At 56.6% G+C, this 20280-nt stretch carries 18 protein-coding genes and 1 pseudogene; 11 read left to right on the top strand and 8 right to left on the bottom strand.

Annotated features, from left to right (window positions below; translation table 11 throughout):
• Nucleotides 1-3 precede the first annotated feature (3 nt).
• A pseudogene (locus J7J49_RS22360) lies at nucleotides 4-912 on the top strand (lysylphosphatidylglycerol synthase transmembrane domain-containing protein); the annotation flags it as partial.
• 60 nt (nucleotides 913-972) lie between these two features.
• Here J7J49_RS22360 and J7J49_RS22355 read toward each other — a convergent pair.
• Nucleotides 973-1590, bottom strand: coding sequence for a RibD family protein (locus tag J7J49_RS22355; protein WP_251048074.1), 618 nt, complete (start codon nucleotides 1588-1590; stop codon nucleotides 973-975).
• A gap of 331 nt (nucleotides 1591-1921) precedes the next feature.
• On the opposite strand from J7J49_RS22355, the gene ribA reads away from it, so the two are divergent.
• Nucleotides 1922-3025: a GTP cyclohydrolase II RibA gene (gene ribA / locus J7J49_RS00335; protein ID WP_215089265.1), complete on the top strand. Its 1104-nt coding sequence runs from the start codon at nucleotides 1922-1924 to the stop codon at nucleotides 3023-3025.
• Nucleotides 3026-3071: 46 nt separating this feature from the next.
• On the opposite strand, the gene J7J49_RS00330 is transcribed toward ribA, so the two are convergent.
• From J7J49_RS00330 to J7J49_RS00320, 3 genes are all read right to left on the bottom strand, one after another.
• Nucleotides 3072-3845 carry a creatininase family protein gene (locus tag J7J49_RS00330; protein WP_215089263.1) on the bottom strand — a complete coding sequence of 258 codons (774 nt, stop codon included), beginning with the start codon at nucleotides 3843-3845 and terminating at the stop codon, nucleotides 3072-3074.
• 27 nt (nucleotides 3846-3872) lie between these two features.
• The gene (locus J7J49_RS00325; protein ID WP_215089261.1) at nucleotides 3873-4655 is read right to left on the bottom strand and encodes an FkbM family methyltransferase; all 783 of its coding nucleotides are present in this window, start codon (nucleotides 4653-4655) and stop codon (nucleotides 3873-3875) included.
• A 72-nt stretch (nucleotides 4656-4727) separates the two neighbouring features.
• A complete protein-coding gene (locus J7J49_RS00320) occupies nucleotides 4728-6332 on the bottom strand; it encodes a glucan biosynthesis protein G (RefSeq protein WP_215089390.1) in 1605 nt (534 codons plus the stop codon).
• A 244-nt stretch (nucleotides 6333-6576) separates the two neighbouring features.
• On the opposite strand from J7J49_RS00320, the gene J7J49_RS00315 reads away from it, so the two are divergent.
• Together J7J49_RS00315 and J7J49_RS00310 are read left to right on the top strand one after the other, a co-directional pair.
• Nucleotides 6577-8193: an alkaline phosphatase family protein gene (locus J7J49_RS00315; RefSeq protein WP_215089259.1), complete on the top strand. Its 1617-nt coding sequence runs from the start codon at nucleotides 6577-6579 to the stop codon at nucleotides 8191-8193.
• On the top strand, nucleotides 8190-9599 hold the full coding sequence (locus J7J49_RS00310) for a mannose-1-phosphate guanylyltransferase/mannose-6-phosphate isomerase (RefSeq protein ID WP_064234596.1): 1410 nt from the start codon (nucleotides 8190-8192) through the stop codon (nucleotides 9597-9599). Before J7J49_RS00315 ends, J7J49_RS00310 begins: the two co-directional genes overlap by 4 nt.
• Nucleotides 9600-9618: 19 nt before the next feature.
• Here J7J49_RS00310 and J7J49_RS00305 read toward each other — a convergent pair whose 3' ends face one another.
• The 4 genes from J7J49_RS00305 to J7J49_RS00290 all read right to left on the bottom strand — a co-directional run bounded on the left by J7J49_RS00305 (nucleotide 9619) and on the right by J7J49_RS00290 (nucleotide 11809).
• The gene (locus J7J49_RS00305; protein ID WP_215089388.1) at nucleotides 9619-9969 is read right to left on the bottom strand and encodes a DUF4870 family protein; all 351 of its coding nucleotides are present in this window, start codon (nucleotides 9967-9969) and stop codon (nucleotides 9619-9621) included.
• A gap of 13 nt (nucleotides 9970-9982) precedes the next feature.
• Nucleotides 9983-10918, bottom strand: coding sequence for a lysophospholipid acyltransferase family protein (locus J7J49_RS00300; RefSeq protein ID WP_215089257.1), 936 nt, complete (start codon nucleotides 10916-10918; stop codon nucleotides 9983-9985).
• Nucleotides 10919-10920: 2 nt separating this feature from the next.
• The gene (locus tag J7J49_RS00295; protein WP_215089256.1) at nucleotides 10921-11310 is read right to left on the bottom strand and encodes a DUF4870 family protein; all 390 of its coding nucleotides are present in this window, start codon (nucleotides 11308-11310) and stop codon (nucleotides 10921-10923) included.
• 115 nt (nucleotides 11311-11425) lie between these two features.
• The gene (locus J7J49_RS00290; RefSeq protein ID WP_064234599.1) at nucleotides 11426-11809 is read right to left on the bottom strand and encodes a glyoxalase/bleomycin resistance/extradiol dioxygenase family protein; all 384 of its coding nucleotides are present in this window, start codon (nucleotides 11807-11809) and stop codon (nucleotides 11426-11428) included.
• A gap of 40 nt (nucleotides 11810-11849) precedes the next feature.
• Between J7J49_RS00290 and J7J49_RS00285 the strand changes: the two genes are divergently transcribed.
• The 7 genes from J7J49_RS00285 (at nucleotide 11850) to J7J49_RS00255 (ending at nucleotide 20254) form a co-directional block, all read left to right on the top strand.
• Nucleotides 11850-12494: a class I SAM-dependent methyltransferase gene (locus J7J49_RS00285; protein WP_215089253.1), complete on the top strand. Its 645-nt coding sequence runs from the start codon at nucleotides 11850-11852 to the stop codon at nucleotides 12492-12494.
• Nucleotides 12495-12675: 181 nt separating this feature from the next.
• Nucleotides 12676-14049 (top strand): MFS transporter, encoded by a 1374-nt coding sequence (locus J7J49_RS00280; protein WP_215089252.1) that lies wholly within the window; start codon nucleotides 12676-12678, stop codon nucleotides 14047-14049.
• A 124-nt stretch (nucleotides 14050-14173) separates the two neighbouring features.
• Complete coding sequence (locus J7J49_RS00275; RefSeq protein WP_215089250.1) at nucleotides 14174-15961, top strand: acyl-CoA dehydrogenase; 1788 nt, start codon at nucleotides 14174-14176, stop codon at nucleotides 15959-15961.
• 139 nt (nucleotides 15962-16100) lie between these two features.
• Nucleotides 16101-17729 carry an acyl-CoA synthetase gene (locus J7J49_RS00270; RefSeq protein WP_215089248.1) on the top strand — a complete coding sequence of 543 codons (1629 nt, stop codon included), beginning with the start codon at nucleotides 16101-16103 and terminating at the stop codon, nucleotides 17727-17729.
• Between the two features lie 24 nt (nucleotides 17730-17753).
• Nucleotides 17754-18602: a 3-hydroxybutyryl-CoA dehydrogenase gene (locus J7J49_RS00265; protein ID WP_064234604.1), complete on the top strand. Its 849-nt coding sequence runs from the start codon at nucleotides 17754-17756 to the stop codon at nucleotides 18600-18602.
• A 117-nt stretch (nucleotides 18603-18719) separates the two neighbouring features.
• Nucleotides 18720-19493, top strand: coding sequence for an enoyl-CoA hydratase/isomerase family protein (locus J7J49_RS00260; RefSeq protein WP_215089246.1), 774 nt, complete (start codon nucleotides 18720-18722; stop codon nucleotides 19491-19493).
• A 143-nt stretch (nucleotides 19494-19636) separates the two neighbouring features.
• The gene (locus J7J49_RS00255) at nucleotides 19637-20254 is read left to right on the top strand and encodes a LysE family translocator (RefSeq protein ID WP_215089244.1); all 618 of its coding nucleotides are present in this window, start codon (nucleotides 19637-19639) and stop codon (nucleotides 20252-20254) included.
• The last annotated feature ends 26 nt before the right edge of the window (nucleotides 20255-20280 follow it).

The raw sequence follows: 20280 nt of genomic DNA, 5'->3' as shown, positions 1-20280 counted from the left end.
TCTATGGGGCCTGCTCAAAGGATGTTCACTCGGCTAAGCATCCCATTGCAAAGCCCATGGCTACGCCGGTTGGTGATTAGCTTGGCGTTGCTGGGTGCGGTGGCGCTATGGGTTGAACCCCAGGCTATCGTGGCAGAGGTGCAGGGCTTCTCCGCTGAGTGGGTCGTGCTGGCGTTAGTCATCAGCACGCTTCAGATTATGCTCTGTGCTTGGCGCTGGCAGTTTACTGCCGGGCTTATCGATGTGCCGCTGCGGTTTGCTTATGCCCTACGTGAATACTACTTGGCGTTGCTGGTCAATCAACTGTTGCCCGGCGGGGTATTAGGTGACGCCGGGCGGGCGCACCGCCATGCCTCTCAAGCGCAGTCCCGAGGCCGTGCCTGGCGAGCGGTGATTATTGAGCGCGCCTCTGGGCAGGTCGCCGTCGTGGTGCTAACGCTAACGGCGCTATTGCTTTCACCGCTCTGGCATACCGCGCTGGGTGGGGCCATGATCACCGTAGTGGGCTTAAGTGCAATGGCTGCACTAGCGGTGATCGCTGGCAGTGGCCTACTGCTGCGTCAACGTTTTAACCATTGGTTGGCCAGGCTGCCGAACTGGTGCCAAGCCCTGGCCCGCGACGTTAAGCGTTGCTTGTTACAGCGCGGCGTATGGCTGCCGCAGTTGCTGTCGTCGCTGGTGATTGTGCTGAGTTATGGTTTGGTCATGGTATGCGCCGCCAGGGCGATTGGCGTAGAGATGCCTGCGTTGCAAGTACTGGCGCTTACCCCGGCGCTGCTACTGGCTATGTTGATTCCATTTTCGGTGGCCGGCTGGGGGCTGCGTGAAGGCGCCGCTGCCGGTGTCTGGGCGCTGGTCGGCCTGCCGTCTGCCCAAGGAGTGGCGGTGTCGTTGGCTTACGGTGTGCTGGTGTTGTTGGCGAGCCTGCCGGGTATTTGGGTGGCGTTGAGCCGCCGCGCCAGTGCCCAGTCCTCAGGTGGTATCCCTCAGGCGCAGGTCGAACAGCGTGTCGTCACCGCAGCGGAAGGTTCGCGCGGGCGGACGCAGCGCACTCTCAAGGGTCTCGATGGGCGTCATTTTAAGCCCTGGTCTGCCGGAGCCGATCAGCAGCGGGGCAACCAGCAGGTGCAACCGGTCAACGGCGCCTGCTTCGATAAATTGAGATACCGTAATGCCGCCGCCCTCAATCAGCACGCGAAGCAACCCTTTGTTAGCGAGCAGGGTGATGACGTCGTCAGGATCGAACTGACCGCTGGTATTCAGCGGCAATACGCAACGTTCAACGTGGGCCAAGCTCGTCGCCTGCCGCTCAGACCCCAGATCAGGCCCCACAATATGCAGCGTTGGGGCGCTGTCGGTGTTCAGCAGCGCCAAGTCATGGGGAATGCGTCCTCGTGGATCCAGCACCACCCGTGTCGGATTGGTGCCGCTAACGTGACGCACGGTCAACTGCGGGTTATCGGCGCTAGCGGTTCCTGCCCCGACCACCACCGCGTCGACCAACGCGCGCAGGCGATGCAGGTGAACCAGACTTTCATGGCCATTGATGTAGTGGGAGTGTCCGCTCTCCGTGGCAATGCGGCCATCCATGCTCTGCCCCAGTTGAGCCACCACCCAGGCTGGCCGACTGGCCAGTGGGGTCAGGCAATCAAGCAGCTCACGCGCTTCAGCGGTGACCGCTTTGGCCGTTTGCCACTTGCCGGTTGGCGTCAAAGTAATCGCCACATCGCAACAGCGCCGATGATGCAGCGCCAACAGCCACTCCCAGGCATCGGCCAGCGCAAGAATATTGACATGGGATTCGGGCATGACGTCTCCGTGCTAAAAAATCCGCTTCATCATGCGGGCTCTGGTCAGTTGAGAGCAAGTTGTTTAGAGCAAGCATGCACCATCCCCCTCGTAAGGAAGCCAGGAGGCCCTCATGTACCAGATTGAACGCGCTATTTTCGATATCCGTCGTGGCTTGCCCGTGGTGGTGAATGCCGGTGGGCAGCGGTTGCTAGTGCAAGCGCTGGAAGGCAGTGAGTCAGTTGAGGCACTTGCCCAGTTAGCGGGCGAGCGGCCTTCACTGGTGCTTACCCGTCACCGTCTGGCGGCGATCGGCATAAAGGTAAGTGCTGAAGCAGCCTGCTTGCCGTTGGCTGCTCACATTAGCCCCCAAGAGCTGCATGGCTTGGCCACTGCGGAAGTGCTTTCGCAGCCTGCTGGTGGGCTTCTCAGCGGATTAAAACCTGCTGGGTTAGCCGAACGAGGCGCGGTGACATTGATGCGCCGCGCGCTGCTGATTCCTGCCGCGCTGTGTGCCTTTGTTAGCGAAGAGGCCTCAGCGGCGATTGAACAACAGCTGGCAGAAGGGCGGCTACTGCAAGTCACCGCTGAAGACGCTGAACGCTGCCTTGCCGGGGCGCCGGGTATGCTCAAACGGGTGAGTGAAGCGAATATTCCCCTTGAGGATGCTGCCGACAGCCGCTTTGTGCTTTTCCGCGAGCCGGACGGCTTGCGCGAGCACGTCGCGGTGGTGATCGGTAAGCCGGAGCATTGGGAAGGCGCGGTGCCACTGCGCCTACACTCGGCGTGTTTAACCGGCGACTTGTTTGGCAGCCTGCGTTGCGACTGCGGCGAGCAGCTGCGCAACGCCGTGGCGGATATTCAAGCCATGGGCGGCGGCGTGCTGCTCTATTTGGCCCAAGAGGGTCGGGGTATTGGCCTGGCTAATAAGCTGCGCGCCTACACCTTGCAGGATGGTGGCTTGGATACCGTGGATGCGGATCAGGTACTTGGTTTTGGTGACGATGAGCGCCAGTACTCGGTGGCAGTGGATATGCTCAATGCCCTCAATATCGACCAAGTACAGCTGCTGACTAACAACCCCTTAAAGATGGAAGCATTACGCCAGGGCGGCATTGAGGTGGTCTCCCGCCAGGCGCTGTATGGCAGCGTCACCGACCACAATCAGCGCTATCTAAATGCCAAAGCCACCCGTGGTGGGCACTTGTTGGAGGATGTGCTAAGCGGTCAGCGTTGAACCTGATGGGGCCTCGCTAAAACTGTTCTCCGCTGTTTCAGCGATGTTAGTTGGCCAGCGGCGGCAGATGGGCGGTTTCCTTCACTACTGCCGCTAGCTGGCTGGCGTAATGCTGCACCAGCCGTTCGCCTAATTTAGCGCTGGCGTGGCTGGCATCCCCCGCTACGCCCTGGCTGCTCAGGTCTTCCGCTAACCACGCAAATGCAGCAGCACCCTCCGGGCTCACCAATGCATCGCCCTCGGGGGCTGCAGGCGGTGTAGCCTCATAGTCATTTAGCGCTACAAGGGTCGGTGCCAAATAGCGCATCATGGCGGTTTCGAGTAACCCACCGTGCAAACCATAGCGCAGCTCCTCGGCCTCAATAGCACCTTCTAAAGGCGGCAGCCGCGTGTAGGTCGCTTTGACGACGCGCATGCTATGTCGTCGCCGCAGCGTTAACCCCGCTAAATCCATCACCGCCTTATTACCACCGTGGCTGTTGAGCAGCACCAGACGGCGGATACCTGCGCGGGCTAAGCTGTCGCCGTAGGCTTCCAGCGTGGCAATGGCCAGCGGTGCAGGCAGGCTGAGCGTGCCGGGGAAGCTGGCGTGCTCGTCGCTGGCCCCCACTGCAATCGGCGGCAGGCAGATCACATTAAGGCTCGGATCAAGTGCTTCTAACATGGCGGCCTGTAGTCCCTCGCCAATGGTCAGATCGGTGGCTAGCGGGAGATGAGTACCGTGTTGTTCAATGGCCCCCAGTACCAGTACCGCCACAGGGTCGCGTTGGGCGAAGTCAGCAAGCTGCGGAGCGGTGAGGGTTTGCCAGTGGTGAATCATTAATACACAACCTGTCAGTTATCAGCGTTAAGCGGTGTTCGTCAGTAGCGGATGGTCAGAGCGACAGGCGTAAATATCGCCAGATGGTAATTTTTCGGCCCCTGCGTTTAGCCACTCGCTCACCGCTTGCGGCGTTTGCCATTCGGCCCAGCAGAAGTGGCGCTGCTCGCCAGCGACCACATTATAGCGGTACTCACCAAGGCGGCTTAAATGGCTAACGCAGGTATGGCTGACTTCCAGAGCGCCAGCCACAAACTCTACTGATAGCGCCGCTACTGGGCAGCTTAGCCCCGCTAGAACCTCCGCTTCAAAACCCTCAACATCGATTTTGATAAAGCAGGGTTCGCCGTATTCGTCAATTAACGCATCCAGCGTGGTCACCGGCACGCGTAGCTGTTGCTCCCAACGTACCTGGCTAAAGCCTGGGTTGCGTTGGCCAATCTGCTCACGCCATTCAGTGGCAAGCGTGGCGAGGGTCGGGTTGCTGGGGCTAATAGCAATCTCGGCAAAGCCTGCCGTCGGGCCTGCCGCCATCGGTAGCAGGGTAATGGTCGGCGGCTTCACTAGGCGCTTAAACCACTTGGCGAGATCAGGCTGGGGCTCCAGGGCTACCACCTTGGCGCCGAGCGCATGAAAAGCCGCGCTGCGGTCGCCCAAGTGGGCGCCAATATCAAAGGCGACGGTGCCGGGCTGAATGAACGGCTGGTACAGCCGCTGAAGACCCCGCTGGCGCCCTGGTCGCCAGTAAATAAACAGCGAGCGGGCGAGCCCTCCCGCGCTACGCAGTCGTTGAAGCGCCATGCGCCGCATTAGTTAGGCTCCCAGGAGGAGCATGCCTTTATCCACAAAGAGGCTAGTGGTGTAGGGTTTGCTTTAGCAGCGTTATTGGTCATCGGGATACCACACATAATTCCAGGTTTCACTAATCGGTTCGCCGTTTAAGGTGAGCCTGAGGCGAACATCGCTAGGCTGGCCGCCATCGGGCAGCCGGAAGCTAGCCCGCCAGCCATTGTCATCAGGTAACGCAGTGACCTGAGGCAGCAGTACCTCGCCATGTTGGGAGCTGATAGCCAACTCTACGGGCTGATCGGCGCTAATATCCGCTAACGCATCGCCCTGAAAATCGACGATAAATTGGCGTTGACCTTGCGAGGAGGAGTCCGCTTGCCCTGGCACACCTGCACTGCCATGGCGAGTGCGAATGACACGACCAAGGTGGTGCGTTTCTGGCTGGGTATTCAGCGTGTGGGTGAGGTAGTGCAATCGGCGGGATTCCCCTGCCTCCAGCGTATCGTCAGCGACCCAGTAGGCGACGATATTGTCGTGGGTCTCATCTGGGGTCGGAATCTCGACAAGCTCCACGTGACCTGCGCCCCACTCATCCAGCGGTACAACCCATTGGCTGGGTCGGCGATGGTACTGGGCTTCGGTGTCCAAATAGCGGTTAAAGTCACGCTCCCGCTGCATCAACCCAAAACCTTGGGGGGAGTCGTCGATGAAAGCCGATGTGCGCAGGTGTGAGGGATTGCTTAGCGGACGCCAGATCCACTCATCGCTGCCGGTGTGCATCAGCAGGCCGTCGGAGTCGTGCACCTGAGGGCGAAAATCGTCCGGCCGCTGGCGGCTGGCCTCACCGTAAGTGAACATGCTGGTGAGCGGCGCGACACCTAGCTTGGCAATATCTTCACGGGCGAACAGTTCGGCTTCGACTTCGACCTGGGTATTTTCACCGGGTTGGATAACAAACCGGTAGGCTCCGCTGACCGAGGGGCTATCCATTAACGCCAATAGCTCAATCTGTTCGCTATTCGCGTCGGGTTTATATAACCAAAACTCGCGAAAGGCCGGGAACTCTTCGCCCTCGGGGGAGGCGGTATCGATTGCCAGACCTCGGGTGGAGAGTCCGTAAGCCTGGTCACGTCCCACTATGCGGAAGTAGCTGGCACCCAGAAATACCGCAAACTCATCGGCGTATTCATCGCTATTAAGCGGGTAGTGGAGGCGAAACCCCGCATGGTCGCTGCCGGTTAAGTCTTGCTCTTTGAGCGTTGCGGCATTGCCATCGTAGGAGTAGTCCTCTGCTGAAAAAGGCAACGGTGTTACCGTGTCACTGTCGATAACGTTCAAGGTAACCGGGGTTTGAAACAGAAAGCCGCTGTGAAATAGCTGCAAGCTAAAGAGGCTTTCGTCCTTCCAATAAGCGTGTTCGGGGTTAAAACGGATTTGCCGATAGGTATCGTAGTCAAGCTCCCGTAACACCTCTGGCAGTGATTGGTCTGGGGCTTGATAAGCCTCTTCAGCTAGCTGTTGGGCGCGTTCAATAACCGCGCTGAAATGTTGATCGTCTTCGGCAAACGCCGGTAAGGCTAGCGTACAGCTGATTAAAACGATCCATTGTTTAGTTCGCCATTGATTAATTCGCCATTTATCTGCTCGCAATTTATGAGCTCGCCACTTACCATCCGGCCATCTAGCAACCTGCCTCATATCAACATAGCTACAACGCATAAACGAAATCCTTTCCGGTGAAGACCTGTAAAACCCATGGCCAAGCAAAGCGTGAAATCTTTACACAATAACTATACGATAAAATATTACAGTACATGATTGTTGTGTTTTTCAGCAGCCTTATTCCTTGCTCTCTTGTCTTGCGACTGGGTACAGCTCTGCTTTGGGACTAACGGGTATATTTTTGAAACTGTACGCTATAGCAGGCACACATGAGGGTGCAATGAGTCGATTATTATTAACGCTGCTAATGCTGAATTTCTTACTCATCGTGCCACTTTGGTGGCGCTTTGGCGATATCAGTACGCACCTGTTCGCTTGGGAGGCGCTGATAATCACGCCACTCATGCTATTGCTTCCCGCAGGAAAAACGCGCCGCATCGTGTCGATTGGGCTGGTCAGTTGGGTGATGCTGGCAACCGCCGCGAATCTTGGCACTGCTGCCACCCAGATGGCCTTTGCCCGGCCACTTAATCTCTATCTTGACGTACCTTTGCTGCGCTCAATTTATCACCTATTAGTAGGTAATGTAGGCCAACTGTTGGCAGTTTGCGCAATGCTGGTAGGAGCGGCCGTGCTAATCGCCATTACCCTGGGGCTAGCGCGCCTGCTGCTTCCACCGGTCGCTTACTCGATCAAACGGCTGCCTGGAGCGGCCGCCTTAACGCTGCTGGTCATTGCCATCAGCTGCGCGGCGCTTGAACTCAATGGGGTGCGGCTGGTCGATAGCGCGCGCTTGCCGATGGTGAACACTACGCGCTTTCAGTGGCAGCAAATGACCGATACCCACGCTGCGCGCCTCGCCTTTACCGCTCAGCTGGAAGCTGCGCCGCTGGAAGCCCAGCCGCTGCCGGGGCTCAAAGACCGTAATGTACTACTCACCTTTATTGAATCCTACGGTATCTCGGCGCTGGATAATCCACGTTATTCCGACGTTCTGCTGCCTACGCTAGCTGAGATACAACAGCGGCTGGATGAGCGCGACCTCCATGTGGTTTCTGGTATGTTGGCAGCGCCTATTCGCGGTGGGCAGTCCTGGCTGGCTCACGCGACGGCCCTCAGTGGCCGATGGATCGACAATCAGCTCTGGTATCGGTTGATGCTCGACAGCGGTCACTCCACTTTGATCGATGATTTTCGTGCAACCGGTCAGCGCACCCTGAGTGTGATGCCAGCGATTACCCTGGCTTGGCCGGAAGGGGAAGCCTACGGCTTTGATGACATTGCCGCAGCGAAGGATATCGATTACGCCGGGCCGGCACTGAACTGGGTCACCATGCCCGATCAGTTCACCCTCGATTACACCCAGCGTTACTTGCTGGGCGAGACGCCGGTGTTTGCCCAGTTGGCACTGATCTCCAGCCATGCCCCCTGGACGCCGATCCTACCGGTGCTGGATGATTGGTCATCAATCGGCGATGGGCGTATTTTTGCTCCCTGGGAAGACGCCGGCGACCCACCAGAAGTACTGTGGCAGGACATTGAGCGTATTCGCGACCACTATGCATGGTCGGTTGACTATGCTGTGAAAGTCACTGGCCGCTGGGCCGAGCGCGTAGTGGATGACAATACCCTACTGATTGTGCTGGGTGACCATCAGGCCGCGCCGTTGATTACCGGCGACGATGCCAGCGCGGCGGTTCCGGTGCATATCATCAGCGGCGATCCTGCGCTATTGGCACCTTTTATAAAGCGAGGCTTTGTTGCCGGTACCCTGCCTACACTCGATATGGCGAGCAATGCGCCGAGGATGAGCCAACTTCGCCACTGGTTGCAGGCTGATTTTGGTGGCTCAGAACTACAAGTAGACACTCGCTCTGATACAAGGACGGCACCATGATTCAACCGATAATATTGAGCGGTGGCAGCGGCACAAGGCTCTGGCCGCTCTCCCGAGAGCAAATGCCGAAACAGTTTTTGCGCTTAACCTCGTCGAACAGCCTGCTTCAACAAACGCTAATCCGCCTAAAGGGGCTCAACACCGCTACACCAATGCTGATGGGTCACCATAGCCACCGCTTTTTGATGGCTGAACAGCTGCGCGAACTGGATCAAACCGCTACCGTGGTGCTTGAGCCTGAAGGCCGCAATACCGCCCCGGCGATTGCCTGTGCGGCACTGTTGGCACGTCACGCTAACGATGACCCGCTGCTGCTAGTGCTCCCGGCTGATCATGCGATTGGTGATGTACAGGCGTTCCAGCACAGTGTTTCACTGGCCGTCCCGTTAGCCGAAGCAGGTTACCTCGTTACCTTTGGCGTTGTACCCATACAGCCTGAAACGGGTTACGGCTATATTGCCTGCGGCGAGCCGCTAGAAGGTGGTCACCGTCTTGCAGCTTTTATTGAAAAACCGGACGCCAAGCGTGCTGCAGCGTTAGTCGAAAGCGGCGACTACCTGTGGAACAGCGGTATGTTTCTGCTGCGTGCCTCCAGTTATCTAGGCCAGCTAAAGCGATTACAGCCAAAGATGTTTGAGGCATGCGTGGAGGCGGTTGAGGGAGCGCACCGGGACTTGGATTTTCTACGCTTAGGCGAAGCGGCATTTAGACGCTGCCCGGCTGACTCCATTGATTACGCGGTGATGGAGCACTGTGATCGCGCAGCTGTGGTGCCTTTGGCAGCCGATTGGAGTGATATCGGCAGTTTCGATGCGCTATGGGCAACCGTTAGGCCTGATGCTGCGGGCAATGCTACCAAAGGCGATACCTGGCTGACCAACACACAGGATTCGTTGGTGTTTGGCGAGCATCGTCTGGTAGCCACACTGGGTGTGGATAATCTGATTGTCGTGGAGACATCGGATTGCGTACTGGTGGCCCACCGTAATCAGGCGCAACAGGTAAAGCAGCTGGTGACATCGCTTATCCGGGCGGGGCGCAAGGAACCATGTACAGCGGCCCAGGTACAGCGCCCCTGGGGCAGTTTTCAGGCGATGGACAGTGGCGAGCGTTATCAGGTCAAACGTATTACTGTAAAGCCTGGCGGGCGTTTATCGCTGCAGCGCCACCATCACCGGGCTGAACACTGGATCGTGGTGAGAGGAACCGCGCAGGTAACGCTAGAAGACCGTCGCTTCTTGGTAACTGAAAACCAGTCTACCTATATTCCCATTGGGGCACTACATCGGCTGGAAAACACCGGCAAAATCCCCCTTGAACTGATCGAGGTGCAGTCGGGTAGTTATCTGGGCGAAGACGATATTGAGCGTCTAGATGATGTTTACGACCGTGATAGCTATGAGTGAAGGGCGTGGAGCACGCGGCTTACCAAAGCCAACTGGCAGGACGTGCCGGTGTTAGCCCTTTGCGAACATTGATCCAGCCGAGCAGGCAGCGTACCCCTAACCATACCGCTAGCAATGGCCAGAGTAGGGTGCCCACTATGACAATGCTGAGCAGAAAGGCGATGCAGGCATACAGCGTGCCAATCCAGAAAGTGCGGATTAGGTAACGATAGTGCTGCTGCAGCCAGGGGGCGGCTTCTTTACGATAAACATAAGCGATGATGACGCCAATCAGCAAGGTGATATTGGCGGTGACGATGCCCGCCAGGTAAAGCGCGTAAATAATCTGCGGTGGGCGTGTTTCATCGCTAGCTAGGTCGTTTTGCATAATCAGTAAGCTCTTGTTAATAAATACGATAGTCTCGGAAATTGACGAGCTTCTGCTGCTCCTGCACCACTTTGCGGTAACGTTTGTATTCCCATTGATACTGTGCCGGTTCCAAGGCAATCGCATCTTCGACGCTAGCATTTACACCAGTGGCAGACTGCACATCATCGTCGCTATAAACACGCTCGTCGGCCTCCAAAAAATGGATTTCAAAGCCTTTGCCAGGGAGCCGTAGCGCGACGCCTGTGACCACCCGAGCCTGAGTTCGGGCGACCAATTTCGGTAGCAGGGTGGCGGTGTAGGCCTCGCGGCCAAAGAACGGCGCAAAAACGCCACTGCCCCAGTCGGGTTCCTGGTCAGGGAGTATACCAATTGCTTCACTGCGTTTAAGCGCTTTCAGCAGTGCCGCTACCCCGCGCGGATTGGTAGGCACAAGATTTGCCCCCATGCGTTCGCGACCATGACGAATGACCGGGTCGAGGGCGGTGATTTTGGGTGGCTCGTACATCGCAGTAAAAGGGAAATGGCTCGATAGCCAGAAGTTAAGCACCTCCCAGTTGCCGAAGTGTGGGGCAAGCACAATCACGCCGCGGCCATCACTGCGGGCGCTATCGAGCTTGTCGCGGCCATATACCGCTAGAATGCTGGCTTCTACTTTATGAGGTTCTGCCATCCAGGCGTGGCCCAACTCTAACATCGTGGCCGTTGAGTGGCGCAAGCTGTGCTGGGCAAGGGACTTACGTTCTAAAACAGAGAGGCGAGGGTAAACAACGTTTAGGTTGCGCTCAGTCACCTGGCGCTCACGCTTATTAAAGCGGTAAACCAGGGGGCCGAGTACCGAAGCAACGCGCCATAGGCGCGTAAGCGGCCAGCGTGAAAGCTGGCGCCACAGCCAACTGATCGCGCTAGCTTTGGAAAAGTGCCTACCGTTTTGGGCCCCCTGTGATGCCATCGTTAAATCAACCAGGTATCTACGTTGGAGGGCGCGCGTTTCTCTTGCAACCCTTTAAAGCCTTTAACGCAGCGGATAATGAACCATACGGCTAGCGCCAGCAAAAGCGGGAAGCCGATCACTGCAAAAAGCAATATCGAGAAAATAATGCCATACACCAACCCTATCCAGAAGGTGCGAATCTGGTAGCGGTAATGCTCGTCCAGCCACGTAGGGCCTTTGCCTTTATAGACGTAGGCGATAACCACACCAATAATCGATGTAACGCCAAGCAGAAAACTGGCCAGATATAGTGCATAGATAACCATCGCCATGGTGGTGTCGGGCTGCGTTTGTTGCTCTTCGCGAACGACGTTGCCTTTAAGTGGGGAATCAGTTTCGTTATCAAGCATAATGTTTCCTTTCGATAAATATGTATAAGTGCTGTGGCGGCTGATAATGCCTAGCTCATTTCAGTGAGCGCTGTTTAAGCGCGGTATATAATACCTTGATTCATTAGACTTAGCATTAACGCGAAGTAGGGCGGCAGATCTCTAGCAAGTTGCCGTCCGGGTCGCGCAGGTAGATCGACTCGATCGGCCCATTGGCGCCTTGGCGGGCAACAGGGCCCAGCTCTACGTCAATCGCCAGCGCATCCAAGTGCTGCTTGAACTCATCTAGCGGCAGTTGGCAACGCAGGCATAAATCCAAGCTGCCAGGCGTGGGTGTTGCTGAAATAGGGGCAATGTCGGTATCGGTTTGATGCAGGCGTAGCGCCGTATCGCCGAGCATTAAATCGACCCGTTGAGCATCGCGATAGCGGACGTCTAAGCCAAGCACTCGTGAATAAAAATCGACTGCGCGACCCATGTCGGTCACGGTAACAACAAGATGATCCAGACCTGATAGCATGCCACCTTCCTTAATACCTAACGATAAGCCAGAGAATACGATGATGCGTCGCTGTCCGCTATGCGCGGAATCCACTACTGCGCTCTACCACCGGGATCGTCGTCGTGACTACTACCAGTGTGCCACGTGCGAGCTGGTATTTGTGCCCCCCGAGCAGCATCTGAGCGCCGCTGCAGAAAAGGCCGAATACGATAAACACCAAAACTCGCCGCATGATACGGGATACCGACGCTTTTTAGGGCGTTTATTTACCCCGCTGTTAGCGAAGCTCGAACCTAACGCCCGCGGCCTCGATTTTGGCTCCGGGCCTGGGCCGACGCTGTCGGTGATGTTCGCAGAGCAAGGCTTCCCGATGGCTATCTACGACCCTTTTTACGACCCTGATGCCTCGGTTCTCACCCAGACGTTTGATTTTATCACCGCCACAGAAGTCGTTGAGCACTTGTCGCAGCCTGGTCAAGTGCTTGCTCAATTAGTCGCTCAACTGGCACCCGGCGGCTATCTGGGGCTGATGACCAAGCGCGTTGCTTCGCCAGAAGCGTTTGCCCGCTGGCACTATATTAGCGATCCCACGCATATCAGCTTTTTTAGTGAGGAGACCTTTCGTTGGTGGGCACAAAAGAATAGTTTAGTAGTGGAATTTCCTGGGCCCGATACCGTTATTCTATACAAAACGCTAACGTGAATAATTGTAACGTTAGAAAAGCATTGACTTTGCTCGCTTGAGGGCAATAATTGCGCGCCGCTATCCCTGCCTAACTCGATGTGCTAGGTGAGATAACGGTTCCTGTGAACACGTTTATCAGCGTTTTCACGCCTGTTTTCAGCCCCTGTTTTTCACCACTTTTAGGCAAGACGAGGTTTTCATGTCGCGGCAACTGCTAGCCATGGCGCTGGCGCCCCTTTTAGGGCTCTTCATTCTCGGGATTGGCAATGGTTTTCTCGCCACCTTAATTACTGTGCGCTTGGATGCCGCCGGTGAGTCGGCTACGGTCATCGGTATCGTATCGTCGGCTTACTTTATCGGCTTAGCCCTAGGCGCGTTGGTGAATGACCGTTTGCTGCTGCGAATTGGCCATATTCGCGCCTATGGCAGTTTTGCCTCATTAGTGGCCGTCACGGTGCTGCTACAAGGCTTGTTCTTCGACCCCTGGGCCTGGTTTGTACTGCGCTTAATTGGCGGCTGGGCAACGGTTGGGGTTTATCTGGTCATCGAGAGCTGGCTGCTTACGTCAGGTGATCAGAAGGTTCGTGGCCGCCTACTGGCGTTATATATGATTTCACTGTACGCCGCCGGTGTGTTGGGCCAACTGCTGCTGGGCGTTACCAATGCCATGGGTGTAACCGCACCCTTTATGGTAATTGGCCTGCTGGCCTCGCTCTCTGTACTGCCCATGGCGATGATCCCCCGCGTATCGCCAATTATAGAACACGCCGAGCCGCTTCCTCCGCATCGTCTGATTACTCTGACGCCTACTGGCGTAATGGGCAGCTTAGGTTCTGGCATGGTAGTAGCCGCGGCGTACTCACTGTTGCCGCTTTATCTTCAGCGTATTGGCATGACGGTCAGTCAAGTGGGCCAGATGATGGCGGTGGTGATTCTGGGTGCCATGCTACTGCAGTACCCGATTGGCCGCTGGTCGGATCGCCATGATCGACAGATGGTACTGATCGGTATTAGCGGTTTCTGCGTGCTGATCTCGGCGGCGATGCTCTGGTTGCCGCTGTCGACGCCAATGCTGGCGGTGCTACTGTTCTTACTTGGCGGTGGGGTATTTGCGCTCTACCCGGTGGCGGTGAGTCACGCGGCCGATCGCGCTCCCGCAGGGGCGCTTGTGCGCATGAGCCAAGGCTTGCTGCTGATCAACTCGATTGGCGCCACCATCAGCCCGCTAATGATTTCCCCGGTGATGACCGTGATGGGCGATGCGGGTTTGTTCTGGGCCTTCGGCTCACTCAGTCTCTTCTTCTTAATGTTCTTCTCCTGGCGGCGTAGCGTACGTCCAGCACCGGTACCCGTGGCACCGTTTACGCCGACTACGCCAATGACAGCGGCAGGTGCTGAGCTGGTGGTGACAGAAGAGCTGATGCAAGGGGCGCTAGAGCATGAGCATTTAGAAGATTTATCCGATGCCGTGTGGGACGTTGAAGCTGCCGAGCCAGTTGTTGGGCCTCCTGCGCAAGATGAAAGCCACATCGCTTACTATGATGATGTGGATCAAGCTGGTGAGCGAAAATAAAACCGAGAGGAGACGTTATCGGTAGCGGGTGATACCTTGGGCTAATGGTGTACGTGAGAGAGTATTACTACTATCTAGGGCATGCTTTCAAACAATCGTTTAATTTTTCAGCCCGAGGTTCGCCATGAATGTTTACGCCGCACCGGTACGCGATTTGCGCTTTGTGCTCGAAGAGCTGCTAGCGCACCGTTCGCTCAGCCTGCCGGGCTTTGAAGAAGCCACACCCGATTTAGTTGAGGCGGTACTCGAAGAGGCCGCAAAACTGGCCGGTGACGTCTGGGGGCCGCTCAATAAGAGTGGTGATCAGCAGGGGGCCAAGCGCCACACCGATGGTCGCGTGTCTACCCCGGAAGGCTTCGCGGCGGCTTACCAGGCTTATGTCGAGGGTGGCTGGAACGGTATTGGCGTCTCTGAGGCGTTGGGTGGCCAGAACCTGCCTGAAGTCGTCGCCAGCGCGGTGCAGGAGATGCTTCACGGCGCCAATATGGCGCTAGGTCTCTGCCCTATGCTGACCGCCGGGGCCATCGAGGCGCTGGCTCATCACGGCAGCGATGAATTAAAAGCGACTTACTTGCCCAAACTGGTGGAAGGCACCTGGACGGGCACCATGAACCTTACCGAATCCCAAGCGGGTTCGGATCTCTCCCAAGTGCGCTCCCGCGCCGTGCCTGAAAACGATCACTACCGCATCAGCGGCCAGAAGATTTATATCACCTGGGGCGAACACGACGCTGCCGAGAATATTATTCACCTGGTACTGGCCCGGAAGCCCGACGCGCCGGAGGGTAACAAAGGCATTTCGCTGTTTCTGGTGCCCAAGTTTCTGGTTAACGACGACGGCTCGCTGGGCGAGCGTAACGATGTCACCTGCGCGTCTATTGAGCACAAGTTAGGCATTCACGGCTCGCCCACCTGTACCCTGAGCTTTGGCGAAAACGGTGGCGCGATCGGCTACTTGGTCGGCGAAGAGGGGCGTGGTCTTAACCATATGTTCACCATGATGAACGAGGCGCGTCATAAAGTCGGCATTCAGGGCATTGGCGTGGCCGAGCGCGCCTGTCAGCACGCCTTTGCCTACGCCTTGGAGCGTACCCAAGGCCGTTCCCCTAAAGCACGCGGCGGTGAGAATTGCACAATTAGCGATCACTTGGACGTGCGCCGTATGCTGCTCTCCATGCGTTCGCGTACCGATGCGCTGCGCGCCCTGGCGCTCTATTGTGCCGCCGAACTGGATACCGCCCGCCACGCCGAAAGTGGTGATGCCCGCCATGCCGCTCAGGCTCGCGCTGATATTTTGATTCCGGTGATCAAAAGCTTCTCCACCGATCAAGCGGTGGATATCGCCTCCATGGGCATTCAGGTACATGGTGGCATGGGCTACGTGGAAGAGACCGGTGCCGCCCAGTTATTGCGTGATGCGCGTATTGCGCCGATTTACGAAGGCACTAACGGTATTCAGGCGCTGGATTTGGCAGGCCGCAAGCTTCAGCGTGACAGCGGTGAAGCGCTCTCCATGCTCTTAAAAGATGTGGCCGCGACGGTGGAGCAGCTTAACGCCGAGCCTACCTTGGCAGCATTGGGCAGCGGCTTGGCCGCAGGTCTAGAAGATCTAAAAGCCGCTCAGGCGATCGTGCTTGAGCAAGGCAGTGATCCTGAAAACGGCGCAGATGCGGTGCAGGCCTACGCTACGCCGTTTCTCACATTGGCAGGTCACGTGCTGTGTGCATGGCAAATGGGTCAGGCGGCGCTTAGTGCCCAGGCCGCCCTTAACAACGGCAGCGATGATCCCTTCTATACTGCCAAGATGCGCAGCGCCGAATTTGCCATCACCCAATGGTTGCCAATAGGTCGTGCCCAGCGTGCGGTGATTGAGGCGGGTATGCAGTGTTTAAGCGACTTTGAGGTTCACTAACGCGAATGTTTTCAGTCAGCACCGCCGCCCTTTGAGGCGGCGGTGCTGTTTCTAGGCGATCAAAACAACTATTTAAAACGAACGCTTTTAATAACACCGACGTCAACAATACGCTTAATAATAAGACCAGGAGCTAATTATGACCTCCATATTTGAGCAGGGCTTGCCCAAAACCGTCGCGAACCACGTGGCGCTTTCACCGCTGACCTTTATCGAGCGCTCGGCATCGATCTACCCTGACTATCCTGCGATAGTGCATGGCGGCACGCGGCGCAGCTGGAATGACACCTGGACGCGCTGCCGTCAGCTTGCCTCTGCGCTCAAGCGGCGAGGCATTCAGCCGGGCCAGACCGTAGCGGCGATGCTGCCCAATATTCCGGCAATGTTTGAAGCGCACTTCGGCGTGCCGCTGGCTGGCTGCGTATTAAACACGCTGAATATTCGCCTGGATGCCGAGGCGATCAGCTATATGCTGGAGCACGGCGAGGCCAAAGCCATTCTGGTCGATCCCGAGTTTGCCGACGTCATCCAGCAAGCAGTGGCCAAACTTGCCCATAAGCCGCTGATCATTGATGTGGCCGACGTCGAGTTTCTCGGTGACACCCAAGGGATTGGCGAGATTGAGTACGAAGCGCTGCTGGAAGAGGGTGACGCGGATTTTGCCTATCAACTGCCTGCGGATGAGTGGGATGCAATTTCCCTCAACTACACTTCTGGCACCACCGGCAAGCCCAAGGGCGTGGTTTATCACCACCGTGGCGCCTATCTCAATGCGGTGAGTAACATCATGGAGTGGGCAATGCCCCACCATCCGATCTACCTATGGACACTGCCCATGTTCCACTGCAACGGCTGGTGCTTTCCGTGGACGATTGCTGCCAACGCCGGGGTGAACGTTTGCCTTCGCCGCGTCGACCCCAAGAAGATCATGGAGCTAATTGCCGCTGAAAAAGTTACCCACTTCAGCGGGGCGCCGATCATTCTCAATGGCCTGGTGAATCTGCCTGCGGAAGATAAGCGCCAATTCGATCATCCGGTGAAAGTCACTACCGCTGGTGCGGCGCCGCCAGCCTCAGTGATTTCTGGGGTCGAGAAACTGGGCATTGAAGTCACTCACGTATACGGCCTTACCGAAGTGTACGGCCCGGTGACAGTGTGTGCCTGGCGCAAAGCGTGGGATGAGCTGCCTATTGAAGCGCGGGCCAAAATCAAAGCCCGCCAAGGCGTGCGCTACCATATGCTCGAAGCGCTGTGTGTCGCCGACCCGCTGACCATGGAGCCAGTCCCCAAAGATGGCCAAACCATGGGTGAAATACTGATGCGCGGTAATAATGTCATGAAAGGCTATTTAAAGAATGCTGAAGCCACCGAGCAGGCATTAGCAGGCGGCTGGTATCACACCGGCGATTTGGCCGTATGGCACTCGGACGGTTACATCGAGATAAAAGATCGTTCCAAGGACATTATTATTTCCGGCGGTGAGAACATTTCGACTATTGAAGTGGAAGACGCTATTTACGGCCATCCTGCGGTCGAAGAGGCGGCGGTCGTGGCCAAGCCCGACGAGAAGTGGGGCGAAACGCCTTGTGCCTTTGTGAAGCTTAAAGTCGGTTATGGTGAAGTGACTGAGGCCGATATTATCGCCCACTGCCGCGAACATCTGGCGGGCTACAAAGTCCCTAAAACAGTCATTTTTAGCGAGCTGCCGAAAACCTCAACGGGCAAGATCCAAAAGTTCGTCCTGCGCGAAGAAGCTAAGAATCATTGATAATGCATTTTAAGGAGCGGGTGTATGAGCGACAAAACGATTGGTGTAGTAGGAGCGGGCACAATGGGGCAGGGGATTGCCCAGGTAGCGGTGGCGAGTGGCTTCACCGTTAGGCTTTACGATGTGGCAGAGCAGCAGCTTAGTCGCGCTGAGGCAAATATTGATAAAGGGTTGAGTAAGCTGGTAGCGAAAGAAAAAATCAGTGATGCGGATAAAGACGCTGCCTTGGCGCGCCTTTCGACGACCACGACGCTAGATGCTTTGAGTGATTGTGCGGTAATTATTGAAGCTGCTCCGGAACAGCCTGAACTGAAAGAGAAGTTGTTCCGCGACCTAAGCCGTTTAAGCAGCGAGGCCATCTTGGCTTCCAATACATCGTCGCTGTCATTAACTCGCTTAGCGGCCGTTTGTGAACGCCCTGAGCGCGTAGTGGGTATGCATTTTTTCAACCCGGTACCGGTGCTCAAACTGGTGGAGGTGATTCGTGCGGAACAAACGTCAAATGAAACCGTTGAGCGCATTGAACAGCTCGCTATCGCGTTAGGCAAAACCGCTGTTCCCGTGGGTGATGCGCCAGGTTTCGCGGTGAACCGCCTGCTGGTGCCGATGATCAACGAGGCTGCGTTTATAGTTCAAGAGGGCACCGCGACGCCGGAGGCAGTCGATGACGCCATGAAGCTAGGCGCCGCCCACCCCATGGGGCCGTTGGCGTTGGCAGATTTAATCGGCCTGGATGTTTGTCTAGCGATTATGGAAGTGCTTCAGGAAGGCTTTGGCGATCCCAAGTATCGCCCCTGCCCACTGCTCAAGCGCATGGTGGCCGCGGGCTATCTGGGGCGTAAAAGCGGACGGGGGTTTTATCACTACGATTAGCTTGCACTAACGTGAAGAGCGCGGCATAAATAAGTCATTGCCACTCAACCAAGCGTTCGCTAGGGTTGAGTGGTACCCACTTTGATATTCCATAACAAATCAAATAAGGAGTCCGCCATGAGCGAAGCAGTGATCGAGAAGGTTGATAACGATGGGATGGTACGTCTGACCATCAATCGTCCTAAAGCGCTTAATGCCCTGAACAGCGAAGTGCTCGCCGCGCTGGAAGCGCACCTGGTAGAACTTGAGTCTCATCCCACTCTACGCGGCGTAGTGATTACCGGCGCGGGTGAGAAGTCTTTTGTAGCGGGTGCTGATATCACCGAAATGCGTGAAAAAACGCCCGAAGAGGCGCGCGCCTTTGCCAGCCAAGCGCTGCGCACCATTAAACGCCTAGAGACACTACCCGTGCCGGTGGTCGCGCTGGTGAACGGGTTTTGCCTTGGCGGCGGCTGCGAACTGGCACTGGCCTGCGACTGGGCTGTAGCCAGTGACAACGCGATGTTTGGTCAACCAGAAGTGCTGCTGGGGGTCATCCCCGGCTTTGGCGGTACCCAACGTCTGCCACGCCGCGTTGGCCCTGCTATGGCGATTGATCTGGTTACCACCGGGCGCAAAATTGATGCCCAAGAGGCGCTGCGTATCGGCCTGGTGAACCGGGTAATGCCGCAAGCGGAGCTAGAAAACTACGTTGAAGAGTTAACCAAGCAGCTCAAGGGCAACGGCCCGCAGTCGGTGCGCGGAGCTAAGCAGGCGGTTCACGACGGGTTGGATCAAGACCTTGATAGCGCACTGGCGCTGGAAACCAGTCTGTTCGCCTTATGCTTTGCCGGTGAAGAGCAGAAAGAGGGTATGGCAGCGTTTGTCGAGAAGCGTAAAGCCAGCTTCTGAAGCCATTTTTTAAAGCCAATTTCTTAAAACAGGCTGCTAAGCCTTTATTCGTTCCAGTTTTACTTATTTAGGGGGTGGCGCTTGCGTCACCCCCGTTTTATGCTCAAAGGCTTCTTACTACGAATCTCTTCGGAGTCGCCACGATGCAATGGGCTGCATTTATCCTCGCCGCGCTTGGTTTTGCCTACTTACCTGGACCTGCGATGCTGTATACCGCAGCGCAAACCCTGGGGCGTGGCCGACGAGCAGGGTGGTTAGCGGTCATGGGGGTGCATATGGGCTGCTATGTCCATGTGATAGCCGCCGCACTTGGGCTGGCGCTGCTGTTTGCGGCGATCCCGCCTGCTTATATCGCCATGAAAATTATCGGCGGGCTTTACTTGCTCTGGATGGGGCTACGGCTATGGCAGCAGGGCATCCGCGCCCATGGCGATGAAGTGCCGTTGGCCACCACTAAACGCGTGCTGCGCGACAGCTTTCTGGTGGAAGTGCTTAACCCTAAAACCGCACTCTTTTTCGTCGCCTTTTTGCCCCAATTTGTGCAGCCCGAGAGCGCGATGCCGGTGGCATGGCAGTTGCTCTGGCTGGGGATTGCCACCAATGTGCTATTTTCCTCTGCGGATGTGATGGTGGTGCTACTGGCGAGTCCCTTACGTAAATGGTTACAAAAATCCCACGGCTCTTCCCGCCTGATTCAGCGCATTGGCGGTGGCGTATTAATGGGACTGGGCGGTAACACGTTGGCTCAAGCGGCGCGATAAGGATGCCTGCCCAAATCAGCTAATTC

The sequence above is a fragment of the Halomonas sp. ISL-56 genome (assembly GCF_018612805.1).
Taxonomy (GTDB): Bacteria; Pseudomonadota; Gammaproteobacteria; order Pseudomonadales; family Halomonadaceae; genus Vreelandella.
The sequence above is the reverse complement of the archived record's forward strand: the minus strand, read 5'-3'. Positions and strand labels throughout refer to the sequence as shown.

Bases quoted from the DNA above. Each gene is read 5' to 3' on its own strand.
- J7J49_RS22355 (WP_251048074.1), bottom strand. From the start codon at position 1,590: ATGGATGGCCGCATTGCCACGGAGAGCGGACACTCCCACTACATCAAT.
- ribA (WP_215089265.1), top strand. From the start codon at position 1,922: ATGTACCAGATTGAACGCGCTATTTTCGATATCCGTCGTGGCTTGCCC.
- J7J49_RS00330 (WP_215089263.1), bottom strand. From the start codon at position 3,845: ATGATTCACCACTGGCAAACCCTCACCGCTCCGCAGCTTGCTGACTTC.
- J7J49_RS00325 (WP_215089261.1), bottom strand. From the start codon at position 4,655: ATGCGGCGCATGGCGCTTCAACGACTGCGTAGCGCGGGAGGGCTCGCC.
- J7J49_RS00320 (WP_215089390.1), bottom strand. From the start codon at position 6,332: ATGAGGCAGGTTGCTAGATGGCCGGATGGTAAGTGGCGAGCTCATAAA.
- J7J49_RS00315 (WP_215089259.1), top strand. From the start codon at position 6,577: ATGAGTCGATTATTATTAACGCTGCTAATGCTGAATTTCTTACTCATC.
- J7J49_RS00310 (WP_064234596.1), top strand. From the start codon at position 8,190: ATGATTCAACCGATAATATTGAGCGGTGGCAGCGGCACAAGGCTCTGG.
- J7J49_RS00300 (WP_215089257.1), bottom strand. From the start codon at position 10,918: ATGGCATCACAGGGGGCCCAAAACGGTAGGCACTTTTCCAAAGCTAGC.
- J7J49_RS00295 (WP_215089256.1), bottom strand. From the start codon at position 11,310: ATGCTTGATAACGAAACTGATTCCCCACTTAAAGGCAACGTCGTTCGC.
- J7J49_RS00290 (WP_064234599.1), bottom strand. From the start codon at position 11,809: ATGCTATCAGGTCTGGATCATCTTGTTGTTACCGTGACCGACATGGGT.
- J7J49_RS00285 (WP_215089253.1), top strand. From the start codon at position 11,850: ATGATGCGTCGCTGTCCGCTATGCGCGGAATCCACTACTGCGCTCTAC.
- J7J49_RS00280 (WP_215089252.1), top strand. From the start codon at position 12,676: ATGTCGCGGCAACTGCTAGCCATGGCGCTGGCGCCCCTTTTAGGGCTC.
- J7J49_RS00275 (WP_215089250.1), top strand. From the start codon at position 14,174: ATGAATGTTTACGCCGCACCGGTACGCGATTTGCGCTTTGTGCTCGAA.
- J7J49_RS00270 (WP_215089248.1), top strand. From the start codon at position 16,101: ATGACCTCCATATTTGAGCAGGGCTTGCCCAAAACCGTCGCGAACCAC.
- J7J49_RS00265 (WP_064234604.1), top strand. From the start codon at position 17,754: ATGAGCGACAAAACGATTGGTGTAGTAGGAGCGGGCACAATGGGGCAG.
- J7J49_RS00260 (WP_215089246.1), top strand. From the start codon at position 18,720: ATGAGCGAAGCAGTGATCGAGAAGGTTGATAACGATGGGATGGTACGT.
- J7J49_RS00255 (WP_215089244.1), top strand. From the start codon at position 19,637: ATGCAATGGGCTGCATTTATCCTCGCCGCGCTTGGTTTTGCCTACTTA.